This window comes from Bradyrhizobium sp. Bra64, from assembly GCF_024519875.1.
GTDB classification, from domain to species: Bacteria; Pseudomonadota; Alphaproteobacteria; order Rhizobiales; family Xanthobacteraceae; genus Bradyrhizobium; species Bradyrhizobium japonicum_G.
The window spans coordinates 411,282-431,964 of sequence record NZ_JALJRD010000002.1 but is presented as its reverse complement, the minus strand read 5'-3'; the positions used below and the strand labels follow the sequence as shown (position 1 = coordinate 431,964).

Below are 20,683 nucleotides of genomic sequence, written 5' to 3'. Positions count from 1 at the left end.
GCCGTCGCGGTCTCGCCGATGTCAGAAGGTGCATCGGGCCGGAAGTTTGCCGGTTACTTCACAGCCGCGCTGATCGAGTTGAACTTGCCGCTGAGGAGTGCGCTGCCCGTGTTGTTCACGGCGGTGATGATCGCGAGCGCGATGCCGGCGGCGATCAGGCAATATTCGATGGCGGTGGCACCGGATTCATCGGCAAGAAATGACCTGAGCAAAGTCATCGTCAACTCCTGTTCATCCGTCCAACGTAGGCTGGTGCCGTTTTCGGAATGGTAAATTGATTCACTAAGTTTTCGCGGGCGCGTCAAAATGCAGGTCGGATCGTCCTTCCCTGCCGTTTCATATGTTGTCACCGATTGACTTAAGGTTTCGTCACACAATTGGCGCGGATTTGGTGATGTCGTCGTCTCGTCTCAGGACGGGATCGGGCGCTCCGGCGCGGCCTTGCCGGGGCGTTTCAGGGCCGCTGCAAGGCGTCCGACCAGATAGCTGACCACGCGCGGCTGCGCGCGCGCGGAGCTGCCGGCGAGGCGTTCTTGCTCGGCCGTGTCGTTCACGATGCCGATGTAGTTCTTTTTGGCGTCCTGCTGCTGCACGGGCCTGCAACCCCCGGATTCAATCGAGGGGCGACCATGCTGTGCATGGCGGGAACCGACGGTTAATTTTGTCTTCCGTACGATTACGGGCCGCCGCCGCAATCGAAGGCGGGCGCCGAAAACGATGGCAGGGCTTAACGGATTGTTGAGCCTGTTCCCAGGGCTGCTCGGCGACGGTGCGGAGGTTATGCCCGGCGCCGCGCTCACTTGCGACGAAGCTCAGCGTGCAGCGCCCGCAACATCGCGATGCGGGCGAACATCATCCAGCCGCCGCCCGTCTCGGCCGCGTTGATCAGGGTCTCGATCGCGGTCTGCCAGTGGCTCGCGTGCTGCGTATCCTCGGGCAGCCGCATGATGTGGTCGGCAGCCTCTTGCAGCGTCCGGAGCTTGCGCCCGCCGCGCATGGAAATGGGATCGTCGAACGCGGCCGACCAGGGCATGTCAGATCGGCCGATCGGCGAGGGGAGACATCACGGCGAGGTCGAAAGATGCCTGCTGCTAGCCAGCCTTCTTCGCCCGCGCCGGCGCGCGAACCGGCTTGTCGGCCTTTTTGGGAGCGGCTTTTGCCGCGACGTCCTTGCCGCCCTTGCCGGAGATCGGCAGCAGCATCTCGCGCTGGCCTTCGACGCGCTTCTTCGGCTTCTTGCCCTTGACGGTCTCCCTGACGGTCTCCTTGGCGACCTTCGCTGCGGGCGCGGCGTCCTTCTCGTTCGCGATGCTCTTCTTCAAGGCGTCCATCAGGTTGATGACGTTGCCGCCGGTCTTCGGCGCGGCCTTCGCGGTGATGGGCGTGCCGCTGCGCTTCTTGTTGATGAGGTCGATCAGCGCGGTCTCGTAATGGTCCTCGAACAGCTCGGGCTCGAACGCGCCGGACTTCTTCTCCACGATATGCTTGGCAAGGTCGAGCATGTCTTTGGTCAGCTTCACGTCCTGGATGTCGTCGAAATACTCCTTTTCGCCGCGGACCTCGTAGGGGTAGCGCAGCAGCGTCCCCATCAGGCCGCTCTCGAGCGGCTCCAGCGCGATGATGTGCTCGCGATTGGTCAGCACCACGCGGCCGATCGCGACCTTGTCCATGCTGCGAATGGTCTCGCGGATCACCGCATAGGCATCGTGACCGACCTTGCCGTCGGGCACGAGATAATAGGGGCGGATCAGATAGCGGTTGTCGATGTCGGCCTTCGGCACGAACTCGTCGATGTCGATCGTGTGCGTGGAGTCGAGTGCGATGTCGTCGAGCTCGTCCTTGGTGACCTCGATGTAGGTGTCGGTGTCGACCTTGTAGCCCTTGACGATGTCCTCGGAGGTCACCTCGTCGCCAGTCTCGGCGTCGACCTTGAGGTACTTGATCCGGTGGCCGGTCTTGCGGTTGATCTGGTTGAAGGAAACCTTCTCGGTATCCGAGGTGGCGGGATAGAGCGCGACCGGGCAGGTCACGAGCGACAACCGCAGAAAACCCTTCCAATTGGCGCGGGGGGCCATGGGCTACTCCAAACGCAACGGGGACAGACTTATGAAGATACCATCGGGGAACACCGAATCATACATGGCTCAGTACGGAATCTTGCAACTGCGTTAACCGACCGCTGGGCGTGCGGTTGCCAAATTGCGAGCGGCAAAAAGCCGGAACATCACATCCAATCACGCGTTGCCACGGGACATCAAGCCGCGAGAAGGTCGCGGCCTTCCGACGCGACAGCCAGAGATTGAGGTCACCATGGCAACCACGCGAGACCAACACCAGATCGTGGAAACTGCGACCGAAGCGCGCCAGGGCGAGCCCGGGCCGTCGGTGGCAGCGTTGCTGGCCATATCAACCGGGCTTGCGATCCTGATCCTCGCCGTCATCTGGTTCGTGTTCTTCCGGACCTGACGACGGACTGAACGCCTTCCTATTCGCCGCGTAACGCGGCACATTGCGCCCGCCATGCCGCCGGACCGTCCGGCAGGCTTGGCGGGCGCAGTCGCGTCTGCGCCAGAGGACGGATACGACCAAGTTGCAGATGACCAAAAAGTAACGCGGCCGGTTCCCGGCGTTCATATTCAGTTCACGCCGGAATTGGTCATCTGGTGGTGTTCATGCAGCCTATTCCTGCAGCCTGTCTTTGGAGAGAAGCGTGCGCCTGCTCGTTGTCGAGGACGACCCCGATCTCAATCGCCAGCTGACCAAGGCATTGACCGACGCCGGCTATGTCGTGGACCGCGCCTTCGACGGGGAAGAGGGGCATTTTCTCGGTGACAACGAGCCCTACGATGCCGTGGTGCTCGACATCGGCCTGCCGAAGAAGGACGGCATCTCGGTGCTGGAGGCCTGGCGGCGCAACGGCCGCACCATGCCGGTCCTGATTCTCACGGCGCGCGACCGCTGGAGCGACAAGGTCCAGGGTTTCGATGCCGGCGCCGACGACTATGTCGCAAAGCCGTTCCATCTGGAGGAGGTGCTGGCGCGCATCCGCGCCCTGCTGCGCCGCTCAACCGGCCATGCCCAGAGCGAACTCAGCTGCGGCCCCGTCACGCTCGACACCAGGACCGGCAGGGTCAGCGTCTCCGGCAATCCCGTCAAGATGACCTCCCACGAATATCGGCTTCTGGCCTACCTGATGCACCATTCCGGGCGTGTGGTGTCGCGCACCGAGCTCGTCGAGCATCTCTACGATCAGGACTTCGACCGCGACTCCAACACCATCGAAGTCTTCGTCGGCCGCATCCGCAAGAAGCTCGACGTCGACATCATCCAGACCGTCCGCGGCCTCGGCTATCTCCTGACCCCGCCGCCCGCCCCGGGCGCTTGAGGTCTGTCGGGCTTGACGGAAGGCCGAACAGAGGCCTTGGTCCGGTAATGACGTCCGACGCCCTGCCATCCTGCGCTTGCCGGGACCTTTCCGATGCCCGCTAGCTCGCTTGCGACCCGCCTGTTCCTGTCGGCGACCGCCTGGCTCGTGGTGATCCTGGCCATCACCGGCGTGGTGCTGTCGTCGGTCTACAAGAACGCCACCGAGCGCGCCTTCGACCGCCGGCTCAATCTCTATCTGCGCACGCTGATCGCGGAGGTCGCCACCCCCGACGAGCCGCCAGACCGCCAGTTCCAGTCGCTCGGCGAGCCCCTGTTCGAGCTGCCGCTGTCCGGCTGGTACTGGCAGATCACGCGGACCGACACCGAAAAGCCGGAGGTACGGTCTTCGCGCTCACTCTGGGACAAGAAGCTGCCGAAGCTTGAGGAACAGGGCACCGAGCTCACCGCCGCCGGCATTCGCCTGGCCTATGTCGACGGGCCCGAGGGGCAGAATCTCCGCATGGTGGAGCGGCCGGTCGATCTCGGCGCGGACGGCAAGTTTCTCGTCAGCGTCGCCGGCGACGACACCGAGATTTTCGACGAGACGCGAAGTTTCGACTACTACCTCGGTGGCACCTTCACCGCGCTCGGCATCGTGCTGCTGCTGACGACGGTGTTCCAGGTCCGCTTCGGCCTCGCGCCGCTCAAGCGCATCTCGGAATCCATCGCCGACATCCGCTCCGGGCGGGCGGAGCGGCTCGAGGGCGAATTCCCGGTCGAGATCGCGCCGCTGGCGCGCGAGACCAACGCGCTGATCGATGCCAATCGCGAGATCGTCGAGCGCGCCCGCACCCATGTCGGCAATCTCGCCCACGCGATCAAGACGCCGCTCTCGGTCATCGTGAACGAGGCCGGGGTGCACGCCGCCGATCCGTTCGCGGCCAAGGTGATGGAGCAGGCGGATGTGATGCGCGACCAGCTCGCCCATCATCTCGAGCGCGCGCGCATCGCGGCGCGGGTCTCGGTGGTCGCCACGGTGACGGAGGTCGCGCCCGCCATCGAGGCGCTGCGGCGGACCATGCAGAAGATCCACCGCGATCGCGGCATCGTGGTCGAGGCCAAGGCCGATCCGTCGGCAAAGTTTCGTGGCGAGCGGCAGGATCTGGAGGAGATGGTCGGCAATCTCGTCGACAATGCCTGCAAATGGGCGGCCTCGCGGGTCTTCATCGAGGTCCTGGTGGACACGCCGCCTCCGGCGGGCGCCGGCCCGCGTCTGCGGATCATCGTCGATGACGACGGCCGCGGCCTGTCCGAGGCCGAGCGCGCGCAGGTCTCCCGGCGCGGCCAGCGGCTCGACGAGTCCAAGCCCGGATCGGGGCTGGGGCTCTCCATCGTGACCGACCTTGCCGCGCTCTATGGCGGCAGCCTCTCGCTCGGCGGCGCGCCGACCGGTGGCTTGCGGGCCGAACTGGTCCTGCCCGGAATATAATCCCTTGTTCCCATGGAGTTATTCGCCGCGCTTGGCATGCGTCCGGAGGCGGTCGGAGGCATTCGGAGCCACTTCCTAAACGGCTTCTTAAGTGGGCCCCACCTATGATCGCGCCCGGACGCATCCCAGGTCCGCCATTTTACCGTGCATAACCCGGGCGCATGAGCCAGACATCAATCGAGCGGCTGAGGGAATATCTCGCGCAGCTCCCGCCGCAGGCGCAGGCTTTGCTGATGCGGGAGTTCGAGCGCGCGCTTGAGCGCGGCCAGGATACGGCCGTGGCGACCCTCGTGCTCGACCAGCTGCGCAAGATCGTCCGCAAGACCGAGGCCGAAGAGGCACTGCCGCCGCGCACGGATGATCTGTCGCGGCTGTTGTTCCAGGTACTGGAACCGTTCCTGGTCGAGGCGGGTACCCCGGTCCGGGTCGGCCAGATCCGCCGCTCCTCGCTCCATCCGATCTGGCAATGGCTCGGGCGTGACGGCGCCCCGGACAAGCTGAACGAATTCGAGGCGGCGCTGGCACGCATGCCGGCTGACAGCGCGGGGCAGGTCGAGGCACTGGCGCAGAAGCTCCAGGCGGTGGCCGCGGACGCCATCTTCGAGCTGACGGGGCCGGGCGGCGGCGACAAGTCGCGTGCGCTTGCCCGCGTCGGCCCGCCCAACGTGATCGAGGATCTCTATTCGGTCGGGGCGGTACTCGGGGTCCGGGACGCCATTGCCACCCTGAACGAGAAGCTGCCGCGCTTCCTGCGCGCTTTCGGCGATTCCCAGATCGCCTCGGTGAGCTCGGCGCTCAACATTCCCGTCCTCCAGACGCCGCAGATGCTGCCGTTCGCGCTGTCGATCGTCGTGCAGCGGATGACGGCGCCGTGGCAGATCATTCGCCTCGCAATCAAGATTGCCGCGTCCGACGACGAGATCCGTGTGGCGGCAACGCCCTATGGCGTCGCCGTCACGATCGCGCTGCACGATTTGTCCTGCGTGGCCGCGATTCTGCGCATGGACATCAAGCGCGGCCATTTCGACAACGTTGCCGGCAATCTCAAGGCGCTGCACGATGGCGTGCGCGGCCTGCGGACCGAACTCGACCTGCGCAACGATTCCTCCTGGGGCAAGCAGTTGACCTCGATCCGGGCCGACATCTCCAATGCGCTGCAATCCGAGATCGACAGCGTTCCCGGCCGCGTCCGCCGCATCCTGCGCCAGCGCGCCGAGAAGGACATTCCGCCGGGCGCGCGGATCGACAGCACCGAGGTCGAGGAAACCGTGGCGCTGATCGATTTCGTCGCGACCTGCCGCAACTATGCGAGCGAGCTTGCGATCAACGAGGTGACGCTGCGCACCTATTCCGACCTTCAACAATATGTCGAGCGTTCCACCGAGCAACTGGTGCAGTCCCTGCGCGCCGCCGATCACAAGGTCCGCACCTATCGGCAGCAGCAGGTGCAGGCCGCGATCCGCTTCTGTCAGGTGTTGTTCGGCGATGATTATGCCTCACTGATGAGCAGGGCTGCGGAAAACGCGGCCACGGGCGAGCGCAAATCGTCGCGCGCAAGCTGATTCAGGCGAATTTTTCGTGATCACAATTTGAGGTTGACGATATCGGGGGCGAGCCGTACGGTCGCCGTGCAAACTTTTGGAATTCTATCTGTGGGCGCATGAAACCCGTTATCAGCTCCATCGAAGTCGAGAACCGGGTCGTCGTTGCCAAATATCAAAGGCTGATGGTCGGCGCGAAAGTGGTGATGGTCGAGAAGGCTAGCGGTCGGCAACTTCCCGAGACCGTCACCAGGGTTGCATCGCCCGTTCCCGTCGGGGCGTTGCGCATCAGATTGCCTGACGCAATCGAGCCGGGAACGTATTTCCTGAGAGCCTTCAACGGGCACGGCGAGGACGCCGCTCAAAGCGCGGACTTCGAGATCGCCTAAGTCGTTGGATTTTCACCGTTTCGGGATTGTGCGCGGTCGCGCCGATTGACAATTGTCAATTGCCGCATTGTCCGGCCGTGGTGTAAACGCACCTATGGGCGCGGCTCGCGCGCCGCCGGAAGTTTGCCAGATGACGTTATGGTTCGTGTTCGCGCTGATGACGGTCGCGGCGATTCTCGCCGTGCTCCTGCCGCTCGGCCGTAGCGGGCGCGCGCAAAATCAGGGCAGCGAGGTCGCGGTCTACAAGGACCAGCTGACCGAAATCGAACGTGATCTTGCCGCCGGCCTGATCGCAGCGCCCGAGGCCGAGGCCGCCCGCGTCGAGATCAGCCGCCGGTTGCTCGCCGCGGCCGACAGCGAGCCCGCAGCGGCGCCGAAATCCAGCCTCAAATGGCGCCGCGCGGCGGCCGTGCTGGCGCTCGTCGGCCTGCCGCTGGTCACGATCGGCGTCTACATGCCGCTCGGCTCGCCCAGGCTTGAGGACTTTCCTCTGGCGCAACGGGCGCGCGGGTCAGGCTCCGGCATGACGCTCGAGAATCTCGTCGTGCAGGTCGAGCAACATCTGGAAAAGAATCCGACCGATGGGCGCGGCTGGAACGTGCTCGCGCCCGTGCTGCAGCGGCTCGGCCGCTTCGACGAGGCGGTGCGCGCCTATCGCAACTCGCTCACCTACAACGGGGAGAGCGCAGAGCGCCGCTCCGATCTCGGCGAAGCGGTCTCCGCCGCCGCTGGCGGCGTCGTGACTGCCGAGGCCAAGATCGAATTCGAGCGCGCGCGCGCGATCAACGCCGACGATCCCAAGGCGAACTACTTCCTCGGTCTTGCCGCCGAGCAGGACGGCCACAAGGACGAGGCGGCCAATATCTGGCGCGCGCTGCTCGCCAAGGCACCCGCGGATGCGCCGTGGCGTCCCCTGGTGCAGTCCTCGCTGGCGCGGGTCGGTGGCGGCGGCACGGTGCCGGCGCTGTCGGACGAGACCATCGCCGCGTCCAAGGACATGAACGAGGGTGACCGCAACGCGATGGTCCGCGGCATGGTCGAACGGCTCGCCACGCGCCTCAAGCAGAACGGCGACGACGTCGAGGGTTGGCTGCGCCTGGTGCGCGCCTATCTCGTGATGGGCGACCGTGACAAGGCTGTGGGGGCATCGGCCGATGCCCGCCAGGCGGTCGCCAGCGATGCCGCGCGGCTGCGCCAGCTCAACGAAGGCCTCAAGACTCTCGGGCTCGACGGATGACGAATTTGCGACGAGACGAGCGAAGAACGGATATGCCATGACGCGCAAGCAGCGACGTATGACCATTATCGGCGGCTCGCTCGCCGTGCTCGCGCTCGCAGCCGCGCTGGTGCTCAACGCACTGCGCGACTCCATCGTGTTCTTCTCGACGCCGACCATGGTCGCCGAGAAGCACGTTGCGCCGGGCAAGCGGTTTCGTCTCGGCGGTCTGGTGCAGCCCGGCTCGCTCCAGCGCGGCGACAATCTCGCGGTGACGTTCGAGGTCGCCGACGGCGGCGCAAAGCTTCCGGTCGCCTACAAGGGCATTTTGCCCGATCTGTTCCGCGAAGGGCAGGGCGTCGTCGCCGAAGGCGTGCTCGACGCCAATGGCGTGTTCAAGGCCGACACAGTGCTCGCCAAGCACGATGAGACCTACATGCCCAAGGATGTCGCCGATGCCCTGAAGAAGCAGGGGCACTGGAAGGACGATTATGGCAAGGTTTCCGATGGCGGCAAGCCTGCGGCAACGACCGCGCAGGGCAATCCGCAGGGAGCAGTGCAATGATCGCGGAAACGGGACATTACGCGCTCGTGCTGGCGCTCGGTCTGGCGCTGATCCAGTCCATCGTGCCGCTGATCGGCGCGCGCCTGCGCGATGACGCGCTGATGAATGTGGCGCGCTCCACTGCGCTGGCGCAGCTTCTGTTCGTCGGTGCGTCGTTCATCGCGCTCGTGACGCTGCACGTGGTTTCGGATTTCTCGGTCGCCAACGTCTACGAGAATTCCCACTCCATGAAGCCGCTGCTCTACAAGATCACCGGCGTGTGGGGAAATCATGAAGGCTCGATGCTGCTGTGGGTGTCGATCCTCGCGCTGTTCGGCGGACTGGTCGCGGCCTTCGGCAACAATCTGCCGCTGTCGCTGCGCGCGCATGTGCTTGCCGTGCAGGCCTGGATCGCCAGCGCCTTCTACCTCTTCATCCTGGTGACCTCGAACCCGTTCCTGCGCATCGCCAACCCGCCGATCGAAGGGCGCGATCTTAATCCCGTGCTCCAGGACATCGGCCTCGCCGTGCATCCACCGATGCTCTATCTCGGCTATGTCGGCTTCTCGATCTCGTTCTCCTTCGCGATCGCGGCGCTGATGGAGGGGCGGATCGACGCGGCCTGGGCACGCTGGGTGCGGCCGTGGACGCTGGTCGCCTGGATATTCCTGACGCTCGGCATCGCCATGGGCTCCTACTGGGCCTATTACGAGCTCGGCTGGGGCGGCTGGTGGTTCTGGGATCCGGTCGAGAACGCCTCGCTGATGCCGTGGCTCGCCGGCACCGCGCTGCTGCATTCGGCGCTGGTGATGGAGAAGCGCAACGCGCTGAAGGTCTGGACCATCCTGCTGTCGATCCTGACCTTCTCGCTGTCGCTGCTCGGCACCTTCCTGGTGCGCTCGGGCGTCATCACCTCCGTGCACGCCTTCGCCACAGATCCCACCCGCGGCGTGTTCATTCTCCTGATCCTCTGCCTGTTCATCGGCGGCAGCCTGTCGCTTTTCGCGGGCCGCGCCGGGTCGTTGAAGCAGGGCGGCCTGTTCGCGCCGATCTCGCGCGAGGGCGCGCTGGTGCTGAACAATCTGCTGCTCACGGTCGCCTGCGCGGTGGTGCTGTTCGGCACGCTCTATCCGCTGGCGATGGAGTTGCTCGCCGACTTCAAGATGTCGGTCGGCGCGCCGTTCTACAACCTTACCTTCGCTCCGCTGTTCACGCTGCTGCTGCTCGCCGTGCCGTTCGGGCCGATGCTGGCGTGGAAACGCGGCGATCTGCTCGGCGTGACCCAGCGCCTGCTCGCGGCAGGCGTTGCCGGGCTCGTTGTGATCGCCATCGTCTGGGCATGGACGCGCGGCGGCAGCGCGCTGGCGCCATTGGCGATCGGGCTTGGCGTCTTCGTCATCGCCGGTGCCATGACCGATCTGGCCGAACGTACCGGCCTGTTTCGCCTGCCCTTCGCAACGACGCTGCACCGCGCCCGCGGCCTGCCGCGCTCGACATGGGGGAGTGTGTTTGCGCATGCGGGGCTCGGCGTCGCGCTGATCGGAATCGTCTGCGAGACCACCTGGAACAGCGAATACATCGCGACCATGAAGCAGAACGACGTCGCTCATGTCGCCGGTTACGACGTGAAGCTGGACGGCCTGTTTCAGCGCCAGGGCCCGAACTTTCGCGAGATGATCGCCGAGTTCAACGTCAGCCGCGAGGGCAAGACGCTCAGCGTCATGACGCCGTCCAAGCGCAGCTTCACCACCCGCGGCTCGTCGACGACCGAGGCCGCGCTGCTGACGCGCGGCGCAAGCCAGCTCTACATCTCGCTGGGCGATGCGACCGCCGAGGGCGCCATCGCCGTGCGCATCTATCACAAGCCGCTGGTGCTGCTGATCTGGTGGGGACCGGTGCTGATGGCGTTCGGCGGCATGCTGTCGCTGTCCGACCGGCGCCTGCGGGTCGGCGCGCCGAAACCGGCGCGGGCCAAGCAGCGCCTGCAGCCGGCGGAGTGACCCGATGCGCCGGATGATGGCCACGATCGTCGCGCTCGCGCTGCTGGCCTTGCCCGCGGCGCACGCCGTGCAGCCCGACGAGATCATGTCGGACCCCGCCAGGGAGTCGCGCGCACGCGATTTGTCGCGCGAGCTGCGCTGCATGGTCTGTCAGAACCAGTCGATCGACGATTCCGATGCGCCGCTCGCGCGCGATCTGCGGCTGCTGGTACGCGAGCGCATCGCAGCCGGCGACAGCAATTCTCAGGTGCTCGACTTCCTGGTCGCACGCTATGGCGAGTTCGTGCTGCTCAAGCCTCGCTTGGAGCGGCAGACCATCTTGCTGTGGCTGCTCGCGCCGCTGTTGCTGTTCGGCGGCGGGCTGGCGCTGTGGCTGCAAATCCGTCGGCGTTCGCGAAGCGGTGCAGATGTACCAGCTCCGCCGCTTACGCCCGACGAGGAAGCGCGGCTCGCTGCACTGATGCTGGAAGAACCAAGGTCGTCATAGCGCTACGTAATGATACGTAGGCCGTCTGGCGCTGCATGTTTCATGCTCTGTTGACCTTTGTCTGGAAGCTTGTCGCGTCATTTGATTCCAGACCTTGAGTCCTCAACGATGTTCACGAACAGCAATCTGACGATCCGCTTTCTGGTCGGCGCCGTCGTCGCTGCATTATTGTTCCTGCTCGGCATCGGCGGCGGCACCGGCTTCGTCGCGGTGCTCTATCTCAACAACGAGATCACCAGCCTGTCATCGGACTTCGCCGCACTGAGCGGGCCTGCGCGCGACCACGCGATGCATATCTATCAGCAGGCGCAGACAGCGTTCTCCTATTTTCTCGTCGCCTGCGGCGTGATCGTGGTTGTCGCCGGCGCGATCTGTCTCGCCACCTGGTTTGTCGTTCGCAACGGCATCCTCAGTCCCTTGGCGGCGATCGTGCATGCCATGCGGGAGGTCGCCGACCAGAAGTTCGAGACATCGGTTCCGGGGCTCGGCGGCACCAACGAGATCGGCCTGCTCGCCGGCGCATTGGAGGTGTTCAAGACCAATGGCCTGGAGCGGCGGCGCCTCACCGAGCAGCAGCTGCATGAAGCGCAGCACCAGGCCGAGCGATCGAAATTCCTGGACGCGCGGATCAAGCGCTTCAACGAGCTGGTCGCCAGCGTCGTCGACAGCGTGGCGTCATCGGCCGTGCATTTGACGAGCAATGCCGAGACGCTGTCGCAGACCGCCAACGACACCAGCACCAAGGCCAATGCGGTTGCGAGCGCGGCTAGCCAGGCCAGCGCCAGCGTGCAGACGGTGGCGGGCTCGGCCGAGGCGATGACGAATTCGATCGGAACGATCAGCCGCCGCGTCACGGACGCGACCCAGCGCGCCGAGGGCGCAGCGACGCAGGCCGAGAAGAGCCGCGATACCATCCACACCCTGTCGGACGCCGCCGACAAGATCGGCGAGGTCGTGCAACTGGTGCAGGCGGTCGCCTCGCAGACCAACCTGCTGGCGCTCAACGCCACCATCGAGGCGGCGCGGGCAGGCGAGGCCGGCAAGGGCTTTGCCGTGGTCGCCTCCGAGGTGAAGAATCTGGCGCACCAAACCAGCAAGGCGACGGAGGAGATCACCGCCCACGTCGCCAGCATCCAGGGCATCACAGCGGAGACGCGCGGCGCGATCGACGGCATCTCCAAGACGTTGTCGGAGATTTCGTCCATCATGTCCGGCATCGAGGTCGACACCGCTCAGCAGCGCAACGCCACGCAGGAGATCACGCGCAGCGCCCGGGACGCCGCCGGCGGCACGCTCGACGTCTCCAATCACATCGTCCAGATCACCTCGACCTCCGCCGAGACCGGCCGCATGGCCGCCGAGGCGCGGGACTCCGCGGTTGACCTGTCGCGGCAGGCCGAGACCTTGAAGCGCGAAGTCGACGAGTTCATCGTCAGCGTCAGGGCAAGCTGAGCGCCCCCTTAACGGGAGGCCTGCTCGCCGTTACGGGAACTTGATTAAGTTCCTGTAATACCACGATTTTCGGCCTGCGATAAACTGCCGCATCCGCGCCTCCCGTTCATTACGAAAGTTTAACCCCCCCGCCAGCGCGCGGTAAGGCGGGAGCCCCCATCTTCAGGTCCGCAAGGTGCTGGCAGCCGGCACCAAAAGGAATTCAAGGCCCTGGAGATCCCTGCATGACCGATCGTATCGACCTTAGGAACCTTCCGTCCTACCGGCAGCCGCGCCGGTCGGTTTTCTCGGCTCGCAGGATCGCGCTGATGGCTTCGGTCATCGCCGGTCTCGGGATCGCCGTCCACGGCTTCAGCCCGTCGACCTCCCCGAGCGACCTGTTCTCCAGCCCGGCGCATGCGCAGGTCAACAACGAGGTCCGGAAGGTCGAGCGTCCGATCGGCTTCGCCGATATTGTCGAGCGCGTGAAGCCTTCGGTGATCTCCGTGAAGGTCAATATCAAGCAAAAGACCGTAAGCAACGATGACGGCGACGATTCTTCCTCGCCGTTCCAGCCGGGCTCGCCGATGGAGCGCTTCTTCCGCCGCTTCGGCGGTCCGGATGGCGTCCCGGGCCTGAAGGGCGGTGGCGGCCGCGGCCGCGTCGTGCAGGGCCAGGGTTCCGGCTTCTTCATCTCGGCTGACGGCTTTGCCGTGACCAACAACCACGTGGTCGACGGCGCCGACAAGGTCGAGGTCACCACCGACGACGGCAAGACCTACTCCGCCAAGGTGATCGGCACGGACCAGCGCACCGACCTCGCCTTGATCAAGGTCGAGGGCAGCACGAACTTCCCGTTCGCCAAGCTTGCCGACGGCAAGCCCCGGATCGGCGACTGGGTGCTCGCGGTCGGCAATCCGTTCGGCCTCGGCGGCACCGTGACGGCCGGCATCGTTTCGGCCAGCGGCCGCGACATCGGCAACGGCCCGTATGACGATTTCATCCAGATCGACGCGCCCGTGAACAAGGGTAATTCCGGCGGTCCGGCTTTCGACACCAACGGTGAGGTGATGGGCGTCAATACCGCGATCTACTCGCCCTCCGGCGGCAGCGTCGGCATCGCGTTCTCGATTCCCGCCAGCACCGTGAAGAGCGTGGTGGCGCAGCTCAAGGACAAGGGCTCGGTCAGCCGTGGCTGGATCGGCGTGCAGATTCAGCCGGTGACGTCGGACATCGCCGACAGCCTCGGCATGAAGAAGGCCGAAGGAGCGCTGGTCGCTGAGCCGCAGGCGAATGGTCCGGCTGCCAAGGCCGGCATCGAGTCCGGTGACGTGATCACGTCGGTCAACGGCGAATCGGTCAAGGACGCTCGCGAACTCGCCCGCACCATCGGCGGTCTGGCGCCCGGCGCGACCGTGAAGCTCAACGTACTGCACAAGGGCCAGGACAAGGTCGTGAACCTCACCCTCGGCCAGCTGCCGAACACGATCGAGGCCAAGGCCGACACCGACAATGACGGCGGCAAGGGTGCGAGCAAGGGCACCGACGTGCCCAGGCTCGGCATGACGGTTGCCCCCGCCAATTCCGTGGCCGGCGCCGGCAAGGACGGCGTCGTCGTCACCGAAGTCGATCCGAAGAGCGCCGCGGCCGAACGCGGCTTCAAGGAGGGCGACGTGATTCTCGAAGTCGGCGGCAAGAGCGTGAGCAGCGCCGGCGAAGTCCGCGACGCCATCAATACGGCGCGGACCGACAACAAGAACAGCGTCCTGATGCGCGTGAAGAGCGGCGGCCAGTCGCGCTTCGTCGCCGTGCCCATCGCCAAGGGCTAGGCCTCAGGAGGCTTGCGAGATGAAGGGTGTCGGCCGGCATCAGTCGCCCCCGCCGACGGCGCCCTTCGGGGAAGCAGCGCAACGACTGCTTCCCCTGTCTACCTTCCGGTGGAATTACGCCCCCCTCCGTCGGAAGGCCTAGGGCGGTGAGGTCCCCCCAGCTTCACCGCCCGCCTTTTTTCTCGATCCGAGATCGTTCCGCTCGGCTTGCATGCGATTGCCGCTCGCGCCATGTTTAGAGAAGGTTCACTCCCTTGACCGTCGCCGAACGCACGATGCGCCTCCTCATTATCGAAGACGACCGCGAATCCGCCGACTACCTCGTGAAGGCGTTTCGCGAGGTCGGGCACATTGCCGACCACGCCGCCGACGGCGAGGAAGGTCTCGCCATGGCCGAGAACGGCGATTACGACGTCCTGGTGGTCGACCGCATGCTGCCCAAGCGCGACGGCCTGTCGCTGATCGGCGCGCTGCGCGACAAGGACGATTCGACGCCGGTGCTGATTCTCTCGGCGCTCGGCCAGGTCGACGACCGCATCAAGGGCCTGCGCGCCGGCGGCGACGACTATCTGCCAAAGCCCTATTCCTTTGCCGAGCTGCTGGCCCGCGTCGAGGTGCTGTCGCGCCGCCGCGGCGGCCCGGCCGAGGACACCCTTTATCGCGTCGGCGATCTCGAGCTCGACCGTCTGTCCCACCGCGTCGCCCGCGGCAAGGACGAGCTGACGCTTCAGCCGCGCGAATTCCGCCTGCTCGAATACCTCATGAAGCATGCGGGCCAGGTTGTGACCCGCACCATGCTGCTGGAGAACGTCTGGGACTATCATTTCGATCCGCAGACCAACGTGATCGACGTGCACATTTCGCGGCTGCGCTCCAAGATCGACAAGGGCTTCGAGCGGCCACTGCTGCACACGATCCGCGGCGCCGGGTACATGATCCGTGACGGCATTCGGTAAACTCGTCCGCACCACGGCGTTCCGGCTGACGCTGGTCTACCTGTTCCTGTTCGGGATCTTCGCGGCTTCGCTGCTGGGCTATTTCGCCTGGAATACGCGGCGGCTGATCACCGAAGAGATCACGCAGACGGTCAATGCCGAGACCTCGGAGATCAACGAGATCTACGGCCGCCGCGGTCTGGTCGGCCTCGTACGCGCGATCGAATATCGGGCACTGCGGCCGGGCGCCAATCTCTACCTCGTGACCACGCCGACCGGCCAGGCGGTTGCCGGCAATGTCGGCTCGCTGGCGCCGGGCGTGATGGCGACGCGCGGCTGGTCGGAGACCGCCTACCGGCGGATCGAGGACGCCGACGACCGCGACCATCGTGCGCTGGTGCGTGTCACCGAATTGGAAAACGGCTTCCGGCTTCTGATCGGCCGCGACCTCGCCGAGCGGCGTCGCCTGTTCGGCATCGTCGCCAAGGCGGCGCAATGGTCGATCCTGATCGTCGTCGTGCTCGGCCTCGGCGGCGGCATCTTCGTCGCGCGTCGTGTGCTCCGGCGCATCGACGCCATGACCGGCACCGCGCAGCGCATCATGACCGGCGATCTCAGCGGGCGTCTTCCCGTGGGGCGTAGCGGTGACGAGCTCGACCGCCTCGCCGAAAACCTCAATGCCATGCTGGAGCGGATCGAGGCGCTGATGGCGGGGTTGAAGGAGGTCTCCGACAACATCGCCCACGACCTCAAGACGCCGCTGACGCGCCTGCGCAACCGGGCCGAGGAGGCGCTGGCGAAATCGGGCAGCGAAGCCGATTACCGCGCCGCGCTGGAGCGGACGATCGAGGAATCCGACGGCCTGATCCGTACCTTCAACGCGCTGCTGATGATCGCGCGCGCCGAGTCCGGACAGGCGCGCGGCAACATGGATGATTTCGACGCGGCCGAGGTCGCAGGTGGCATCCACGAGCTCTACGAGCCGCTCGCCGAGGACGACGGCATGACGTTGAAGGTCAAGGCCGAGCCGACACCGGTTCACGCCAACCGCGAACTGATCAGCCAGGCGCTCGCCAATCTGGTCGAGAATGCGATCAAATACGGCAAGCCGGTCGCGCAGACGGCGGGAACCGTGGTCAGCATGGATAGCAGGCAGATCACGATCGAGGCCAGGCGCGACGGCGATCAGGTGCTCCTCAGCGTCACCGATCACGGTCCCGGCATCCCCGAGAGCGACCGCAAGCATGCCGTGGAACGATTCGTTCGGCTGGAAGCGAGCCGCACCCTGCCTGGGTCCGGCCTCGGCCTCAGTCTCGCTTCGGCAGTCGCGACATTGCATGGCGGTGAGTTGAGGTTGGGCGACGCCCAGCCGGGTCTTATCGCCACCCTGGTCCTGCCGGTGCGCGCGGGGGCCGGCGACAGGGTTGCTCCGCCAATGCTGGATGTGCCACAGAAGGTGGCATGAACCACTCCGCGCCGGGAAACGCGGACAAGCATGGTGAGAGCCTGGCCGCGCGCTTCGCGGAAGCTCCCCATATTGCCGCTTCCACGAACGACGAACGACGTTTTAAGGACTGGCTGGCCGAGCTCGAGCCGGCACAATCGGCCCGTCTTGAAGCGCTGCTGGCTCATCCCTTCGCACGGGACATCCTGGCCGGCATCGCGGAATTCTCGCCCTATCTGTTCGATCTGATGCGCGCCGATTCCTTGCGCCTGATCCGGCTTCTCGAATGCGATCCGGATGCGTATCTCGCCACGCTGATCGGGGAGGCGAGGGGCGCGGTGCTCGCCGCGTCCGACGAAACCGAGGTGATGCGGCTGCTTCGCCGCATGAAGGCGGAGGCCGCGCTGCTGACCGCGCTGTGCGACATCGGCGGGGTCTGGCCGGTGATGCGGGTGACCGCGGCGCTCACCGATGTCGCGGTGTCCTCGGTGCAGGCGGCGCTTCAATATTTGCTGCGGCAGGAAGCCGCACGCGGCAAGCTCTCGCCGCCCAATCCCGAGACCCCTGAGGAGGGCTGCGGGCTGATCGTGCTTGCGATGGGCAAGATGGGGGCGGCCGAGCTGAACTATTCCAGCGACATCGATCTCATCGTGTTCTTCGATCCCGACAACACGACGCTCGCGCCCGATATCGAACCCCAGCCATTCTTCGTGAGGGTGACGCAAGGGATGGCGCGCATCCTCCAGCAGCGCACCTATGACGGCTACGTCTTCCGCGTCGATCTGCGGCTGCGTCCCGATCCGTCCTCGACGCAGGTGGCGATTTCGCGTGACGCCGCGCTGAACTATTACGAGCGGGAGGGGCGCACCTGGGAGCGCGCCGCGATGATCAAGGCGCGTGCCTGCGCCGGCGATCCCAAAGCGGGCGAAGCACTGCTCGCCGAGATCGCGCCTTTCGTCTGGCGCAAGCATCTCGACTTCGCGGCGCTGGCCGACGTCCACGACATGAAGCGGCAGATGCAGACCTATCGCGGCCAGAGCGACGTCGCGGTCGAGGGCCATAACGTCAAGGTCGGCCGTGGCGGCATCCGCGAGATCGAGTTCTTTGCCCAGACCCAGCAGTTGATCGCCGGCGGCCGCCATCCGGAATTGCGGGTGCGGCCAACGCTCGCCGCGCTCGACATTCTCGCTTCCAGCAGCTGGATCACCTTCGCGGCGCGCGACGAACTGACCAAGGCGTACGAATTCCTGCGCCGGGTCGAGCATCGCCTCCAGATGATCGCCGACGAGCAGACCCACACGCTGCCCGAGGACAAGGGGGCGGTCGAGCGCTTCGCCCTGTTCTTCGGCTATTCGGATCGCGAGGCCTTTGCCCGCGATCTCCTGCGTCAGCTCGAGATCGTCCAAGGCCACTATGAAAAACTGTTCGAGGGCGACGATCCGACCGGCACGGCCAAGCTGCCGGCGCTCGACTACGGGGCGGGTCCCGAAGATCCGCGCCTGCTGCAATATTTGACGACGCTCGGCTTCAAGAAGCCTGCCGCGGTGGCGCAGACCGTGCGCGACTGGATCACCGGCGACTATCGCGTGTTCCGCGTCGAGGCGACGCGCAGCGCCTTCGTCGAATTTGTGCCGGCGCTGATCGACGGTCTCGCCCATGCCGAGGAGCCGGATCGCGCGGTCGTGGCGTTCGATCATTTCCTCGGAGCGCTCCAGCGTGGCGGCCGGCTGATCACGCTGCTCGGCCAGAACCGCGATCTCGTCGCGCTCGTGGCCCTGGTGCTCGGCGCGGCGCCGCGGCTCGGCGAGATGCTGGCGCGGCAGCCGCAGCTCATGGACGGCCTGATCGATCCGCGCTTCTTCGGCGCCATGCCCGACCGGCAGGAATTGTCGGGGCGGCTCGCGACGACCGTGCAGGACGCCGGCTCCTACGAAGAGTTCCTCGATCGCCTGCGCCTGTTCGGGCAGGAGAGTCTGTTCCTGATCGGCACGCGCATCCTCTCAGGCACGGTCTCGGCGCCGCAGGCGAGCACGGCCTTCGCCGACGTCGCCGAAGGCATCGTCCATACGGTGCATGGCCTCGTCGCCGACCGCTTCGCCGCGCAGCACGGCCGCATCAAGGGGCAGGAGACCGCGATCATCGCGATGGGCCGGCTCGGCAGCCGCGAGATGACGGCGTCGTCCGATCTCGACCTGATCCTGCTCTACGATTTCGACCGCGACGATCCCGACTCCGACGGTGCGAAGTCACTGCAAGGTGCGCATTATTTCGCTCGCTTCACCCAGCGCCTGATCAGCGCGTTCACGACGCGCACCAATTACGGCGTGCTCTACGAGATCGACATGCGCCTGCGCCCCTCGGGGCGCGCCGGCCCCGTGGCTTCGAGCCTGGTTTCGTTCGCGGACTACCAGACCAATGAGGCCTGGACCTGGGAGCACATGGCATTGACGCGCGCACGCGTGGTGTCGGCATCGCCCGAATTCGGGGAACGGATCGAACGCGTCATCCGGGATGTCCTGACCCGGCGCCGCGACCCCGCAATCACGGCCAACGATGTCGCCGACATGCGGCGCGCGATCGCCCAGGAGAAGGGCGAGGCCGATTGCTGGGATCTCAAGTATGCCGCCGGCGGCATGGTCGACATCGACTTCATCGCGCAATATCTCCAGCTCGTGCACGCTCACGACAAGCCGGACATCCTCGACGTCAGTACGATGCAGGTGCTGGAAAATGCATCAAGGCTTGGCGTGATGGCGCAATCGGAAACCGAGATATTGCGTGCCGCGGCGCGGCTCTATCACGACCTGACGCAGATCCTGCGGCTTTGCGTCAGCGACCGCTTCAAGCCCGAGACCGCCGGCACCGATCTTCTGCGTGTGATGGCGCGCGCCGGCGATGCGCCGGATTTCTCGTCGCTGGAAGCGCGTGTGAAGGAGACGCAGGGCGAGGTGCGGCGCGTGTTCACGGCGCTGCTGGAAACGACGTCGCCTTCTTCAGCGAGGTAAGCGCCTCGCGCACGTTCGGCTCCAGGCCCGCGCCGCCGGCATCGAGATGGGCGAAGATCGCGCGCTTCATCCGGGGATCCCAGAACTTCCTGATGTGCTCGGCGATTCCCGGCACGGCCTTGTCGTGACCCTGGCTGCGGAAGAACGTGCCGATCTGGTTGGCCATGTAGATCAAACGGTCAGGCGACATCGGCAATCTCCGTGGCATGACGGGCGACAACCCGGCCGCCATGCGAAAACACTTCGAACCCGTCCTGGCGGGCAATGGCTATCAACGTGATGCCGGCGGCCTCCGCCGTGCGCACGGCCAGCGCGGTCGGTGCGGAGACGGCGACCATCACCGGCACGCCGATGGCGGCGGTCTTCTGCACCATCTCGACCGAGACCCGGCTCGTCAGCAGCACCATGCCGCCGCTTGCAGCCGTGCGGCTGCGCGCCAGCGAACCGGCGAGCTTGTCGAGCGCGTTGTGGCGGCCGACATCCTCGCGCAGCGCGACGATACCGCCGGCGGGTGACCAGAACGCGGCGGCGTGAACGGCGCGAGTTTGCAAATTGATCGATTGCAGCGGCGCGATGGCCTGCACCGCCGCCATGATCTGCTCGGGCGTAAACGTCTGTCCCTGCGGCACGACGGCCGCAGGCCGCACGGCCTCGGCAATCGAATCGATGCCGCAGAGACCGCAGCCGGTCGGGCCGGCGATGTGGCGGCGGCGCTGGCTGATGCGTGCGGCATCTTCCGGCGCCAGCCACATGCGCAGCTCGATGCCATCGTCGAGGCGGACCACTTCGAGCGACTTGATGTCGTCGACCGATCTGATGATGCCTTCGTCCAGGCTGAAGCCGACGGCGAAGTCTTCCAGGTTCTGCGGCGTTCCCATCATGACGGCGTAGGTGCCGCCATTGTAGGTCAGCGCCAGCGGCGTCTCTTCGGGGATCAGCCGCGTGCCTTCGGACGCAGCACCGTCGCGCCAGATTTCGCGGTCGATGGCCTGGACCGGCACGTGCAT

The 20,683-nt window shown here is 65.7% G+C and carries 20 protein-coding genes; 14 read left to right on the top strand and 6 right to left on the bottom strand.

What is annotated here, in order from left to right; genetic code table 11:
- Positions 1-53: 53 nt before the first annotated feature.
- From NR187_RS09580 to NR187_RS09565, 4 genes are all read right to left on the bottom strand, one after another.
- Entirely contained in the window at positions 54-218 is a 165-nt protein-coding gene (locus NR187_RS09580; RefSeq protein ID WP_211382944.1) for a Flp family type IVb pilin, read from the bottom strand.
- Positions 219-410: 192 nt separating this feature from the next.
- Positions 411-593: a hypothetical protein gene (locus NR187_RS09575; protein WP_256806342.1), complete on the bottom strand. Its 183-nt coding sequence runs from the start codon at positions 591-593 to the stop codon at positions 411-413.
- Positions 594-796: 203 nt separating this feature from the next.
- Complete coding sequence (locus tag NR187_RS09570; protein WP_211382946.1) at positions 797-1,033, bottom strand: hypothetical protein; 237 nt, start codon at positions 1,031-1,033, stop codon at positions 797-799.
- 58 nt (positions 1,034-1,091) lie between these two features.
- Positions 1,092-2,075, bottom strand: a complete 984-nt coding sequence (locus NR187_RS09565) for a Ku protein (protein ID WP_256806341.1) — start codon at positions 2,073-2,075, stop codon at positions 1,092-1,094.
- Between the two features lie 235 nt (positions 2,076-2,310).
- On the opposite strand from NR187_RS09565, the gene NR187_RS09560 reads away from it, so the two are divergent.
- From NR187_RS09560 to NR187_RS09495, 14 genes are all read left to right on the top strand, one after another.
- Positions 2,311-2,466: a hypothetical protein gene (locus NR187_RS09560; RefSeq protein WP_165448146.1), complete on the top strand. Its 156-nt coding sequence runs from the start codon at positions 2,311-2,313 to the stop codon at positions 2,464-2,466.
- 244 nt (positions 2,467-2,710) lie between these two features.
- Positions 2,711-3,385 (top strand): response regulator transcription factor, encoded by a 675-nt coding sequence (locus NR187_RS09555; RefSeq protein ID WP_211382948.1) that lies wholly within the window; start codon positions 2,711-2,713, stop codon positions 3,383-3,385.
- Between the two features lie 93 nt (positions 3,386-3,478).
- The gene (locus NR187_RS09550) at positions 3,479-4,855 is read left to right on the top strand and encodes a sensor histidine kinase (RefSeq protein WP_256806340.1); all 1,377 of its coding nucleotides are present in this window, start codon (positions 3,479-3,481) and stop codon (positions 4,853-4,855) included.
- 161 nt (positions 4,856-5,016) lie between these two features.
- On the top strand, positions 5,017-6,417 hold the full coding sequence (locus NR187_RS09545; protein ID WP_211382950.1) for a hypothetical protein: 1,401 nt from the start codon (positions 5,017-5,019) through the stop codon (positions 6,415-6,417).
- A 98-nt stretch (positions 6,418-6,515) separates the two neighbouring features.
- The gene (locus tag NR187_RS09540; protein WP_211382951.1) at positions 6,516-6,785 is read left to right on the top strand and encodes a hypothetical protein; all 270 of its coding nucleotides are present in this window, start codon (positions 6,516-6,518) and stop codon (positions 6,783-6,785) included.
- 130 nt (positions 6,786-6,915) lie between these two features.
- Entirely contained in the window at positions 6,916-8,022 is a 1,107-nt protein-coding gene (gene ccmI, locus NR187_RS09535; protein WP_211382952.1) for a c-type cytochrome biogenesis protein CcmI, read from the top strand.
- A 37-nt stretch (positions 8,023-8,059) separates the two neighbouring features.
- A complete protein-coding gene (gene ccmE, locus NR187_RS09530; RefSeq protein ID WP_256806339.1) occupies positions 8,060-8,566 on the top strand; it encodes a cytochrome c maturation protein CcmE in 507 nt (168 codons plus the stop codon).
- Positions 8,563-10,545: a heme lyase CcmF/NrfE family subunit gene (locus tag NR187_RS09525; RefSeq protein ID WP_256806338.1), complete on the top strand. Its 1,983-nt coding sequence runs from the start codon at positions 8,563-8,565 to the stop codon at positions 10,543-10,545. The genes ccmE and NR187_RS09525 overlap by 4 nt, the downstream gene beginning before the upstream one ends.
- A gap of 4 nt (positions 10,546-10,549) precedes the next feature.
- Entirely contained in the window at positions 10,550-11,032 is a 483-nt protein-coding gene (locus tag NR187_RS09520) for a cytochrome c-type biogenesis protein (RefSeq protein WP_256806337.1), read from the top strand.
- 108 nt (positions 11,033-11,140) lie between these two features.
- Positions 11,141-12,484, top strand: a complete 1,344-nt coding sequence (locus NR187_RS09515) for a methyl-accepting chemotaxis protein (RefSeq protein WP_256806336.1) — start codon at positions 11,141-11,143, stop codon at positions 12,482-12,484.
- Between the two features lie 224 nt (positions 12,485-12,708).
- Positions 12,709-14,292: a Do family serine endopeptidase gene (locus NR187_RS09510; RefSeq protein WP_211382957.1), complete on the top strand. Its 1,584-nt coding sequence runs from the start codon at positions 12,709-12,711 to the stop codon at positions 14,290-14,292.
- 275 nt (positions 14,293-14,567) lie between these two features.
- Entirely contained in the window at positions 14,568-15,248 is a 681-nt protein-coding gene (locus NR187_RS09505) for a response regulator transcription factor (RefSeq protein WP_038944287.1), read from the top strand.
- Positions 15,232-16,692, top strand: a complete 1,461-nt coding sequence (locus NR187_RS09500) for an ATP-binding protein (protein ID WP_211382958.1) — start codon at positions 15,232-15,234, stop codon at positions 16,690-16,692. Before NR187_RS09505 ends, NR187_RS09500 begins: the two co-directional genes overlap by 17 nt.
- Positions 16,689-19,676, top strand: a complete 2,988-nt coding sequence (locus NR187_RS09495) for a bifunctional [glutamine synthetase] adenylyltransferase/[glutamine synthetase]-adenylyl-L-tyrosine phosphorylase (protein WP_211382959.1) — start codon at positions 16,689-16,691, stop codon at positions 19,674-19,676. The genes NR187_RS09500 and NR187_RS09495 overlap by 4 nt, the downstream gene beginning before the upstream one ends.
- Here the strand turns inward: NR187_RS09495 and NR187_RS09490 are convergent.
- Both NR187_RS09490 and fdhD read right to left on the bottom strand, forming a co-directional pair.
- Entirely contained in the window at positions 19,633-19,866 is a 234-nt protein-coding gene (locus NR187_RS09490) for a formate dehydrogenase subunit delta (RefSeq protein ID WP_211382960.1), read from the bottom strand. The two genes, NR187_RS09495 and NR187_RS09490, sit on opposite strands and share 44 nt — an antisense overlap.
- Positions 19,856-20,683 (bottom strand): formate dehydrogenase accessory sulfurtransferase FdhD, encoded by an 828-nt coding sequence (gene fdhD / locus NR187_RS09485; RefSeq protein WP_211382961.1) that lies wholly within the window; start codon positions 20,681-20,683, stop codon positions 19,856-19,858. The genes NR187_RS09490 and fdhD overlap by 11 nt, the downstream gene beginning before the upstream one ends.

Excerpts from the sequence above, each read along its gene's own strand:
- NR187_RS09570 (WP_211382946.1), bottom strand. The coding sequence starts at position 1,033 with ATGCCCTGGTCGGCCGCGTTCGACGATCCCATTTCCATGCGCGGCGGG.
- NR187_RS09510 (WP_211382957.1), top strand. The coding sequence starts at position 12,709 with ATGACCGATCGTATCGACCTTAGGAACCTTCCGTCCTACCGGCAGCCG.
- ccmE (WP_256806339.1), top strand. The coding sequence starts at position 8,060 with ATGACGCGCAAGCAGCGACGTATGACCATTATCGGCGGCTCGCTCGCC.
- NR187_RS09505 (WP_038944287.1), top strand. The coding sequence starts at position 14,568 with ATGCGCCTCCTCATTATCGAAGACGACCGCGAATCCGCCGACTACCTC.
- fdhD (WP_211382961.1), bottom strand. The coding sequence starts at position 20,683 with ATGCACGTGCCGGTCCAGGCCATCGACCGCGAAATCTGGCGCGACGGT.
- NR187_RS09550 (WP_256806340.1), top strand. The coding sequence starts at position 3,479 with ATGCCCGCTAGCTCGCTTGCGACCCGCCTGTTCCTGTCGGCGACCGCC.
- NR187_RS09520 (WP_256806337.1), top strand. The coding sequence starts at position 10,550 with ATGCGCCGGATGATGGCCACGATCGTCGCGCTCGCGCTGCTGGCCTTG.
- NR187_RS09565 (WP_256806341.1), bottom strand. The coding sequence starts at position 2,075 with ATGGCCCCCCGCGCCAATTGGAAGGGTTTTCTGCGGTTGTCGCTCGTG.
- NR187_RS09540 (WP_211382951.1), top strand. The coding sequence starts at position 6,516 with ATGAAACCCGTTATCAGCTCCATCGAAGTCGAGAACCGGGTCGTCGTT.
- NR187_RS09560 (WP_165448146.1), top strand. The coding sequence starts at position 2,311 with ATGGCAACCACGCGAGACCAACACCAGATCGTGGAAACTGCGACCGAA.
- NR187_RS09580 (WP_211382944.1), bottom strand. The coding sequence starts at position 218 with ATGACTTTGCTCAGGTCATTTCTTGCCGATGAATCCGGTGCCACCGCC.
- NR187_RS09495 (WP_211382959.1), top strand. The coding sequence starts at position 16,689 with ATGAACCACTCCGCGCCGGGAAACGCGGACAAGCATGGTGAGAGCCTG.
- NR187_RS09490 (WP_211382960.1), bottom strand. The coding sequence starts at position 19,866 with ATGTCGCCTGACCGTTTGATCTACATGGCCAACCAGATCGGCACGTTC.
- NR187_RS09515 (WP_256806336.1), top strand. The coding sequence starts at position 11,141 with ATGTTCACGAACAGCAATCTGACGATCCGCTTTCTGGTCGGCGCCGTC.
- NR187_RS09525 (WP_256806338.1), top strand. The coding sequence starts at position 8,563 with ATGATCGCGGAAACGGGACATTACGCGCTCGTGCTGGCGCTCGGTCTG.
- NR187_RS09545 (WP_211382950.1), top strand. The coding sequence starts at position 5,017 with ATGAGCCAGACATCAATCGAGCGGCTGAGGGAATATCTCGCGCAGCTC.
- ccmI (WP_211382952.1), top strand. The coding sequence starts at position 6,916 with ATGACGTTATGGTTCGTGTTCGCGCTGATGACGGTCGCGGCGATTCTC.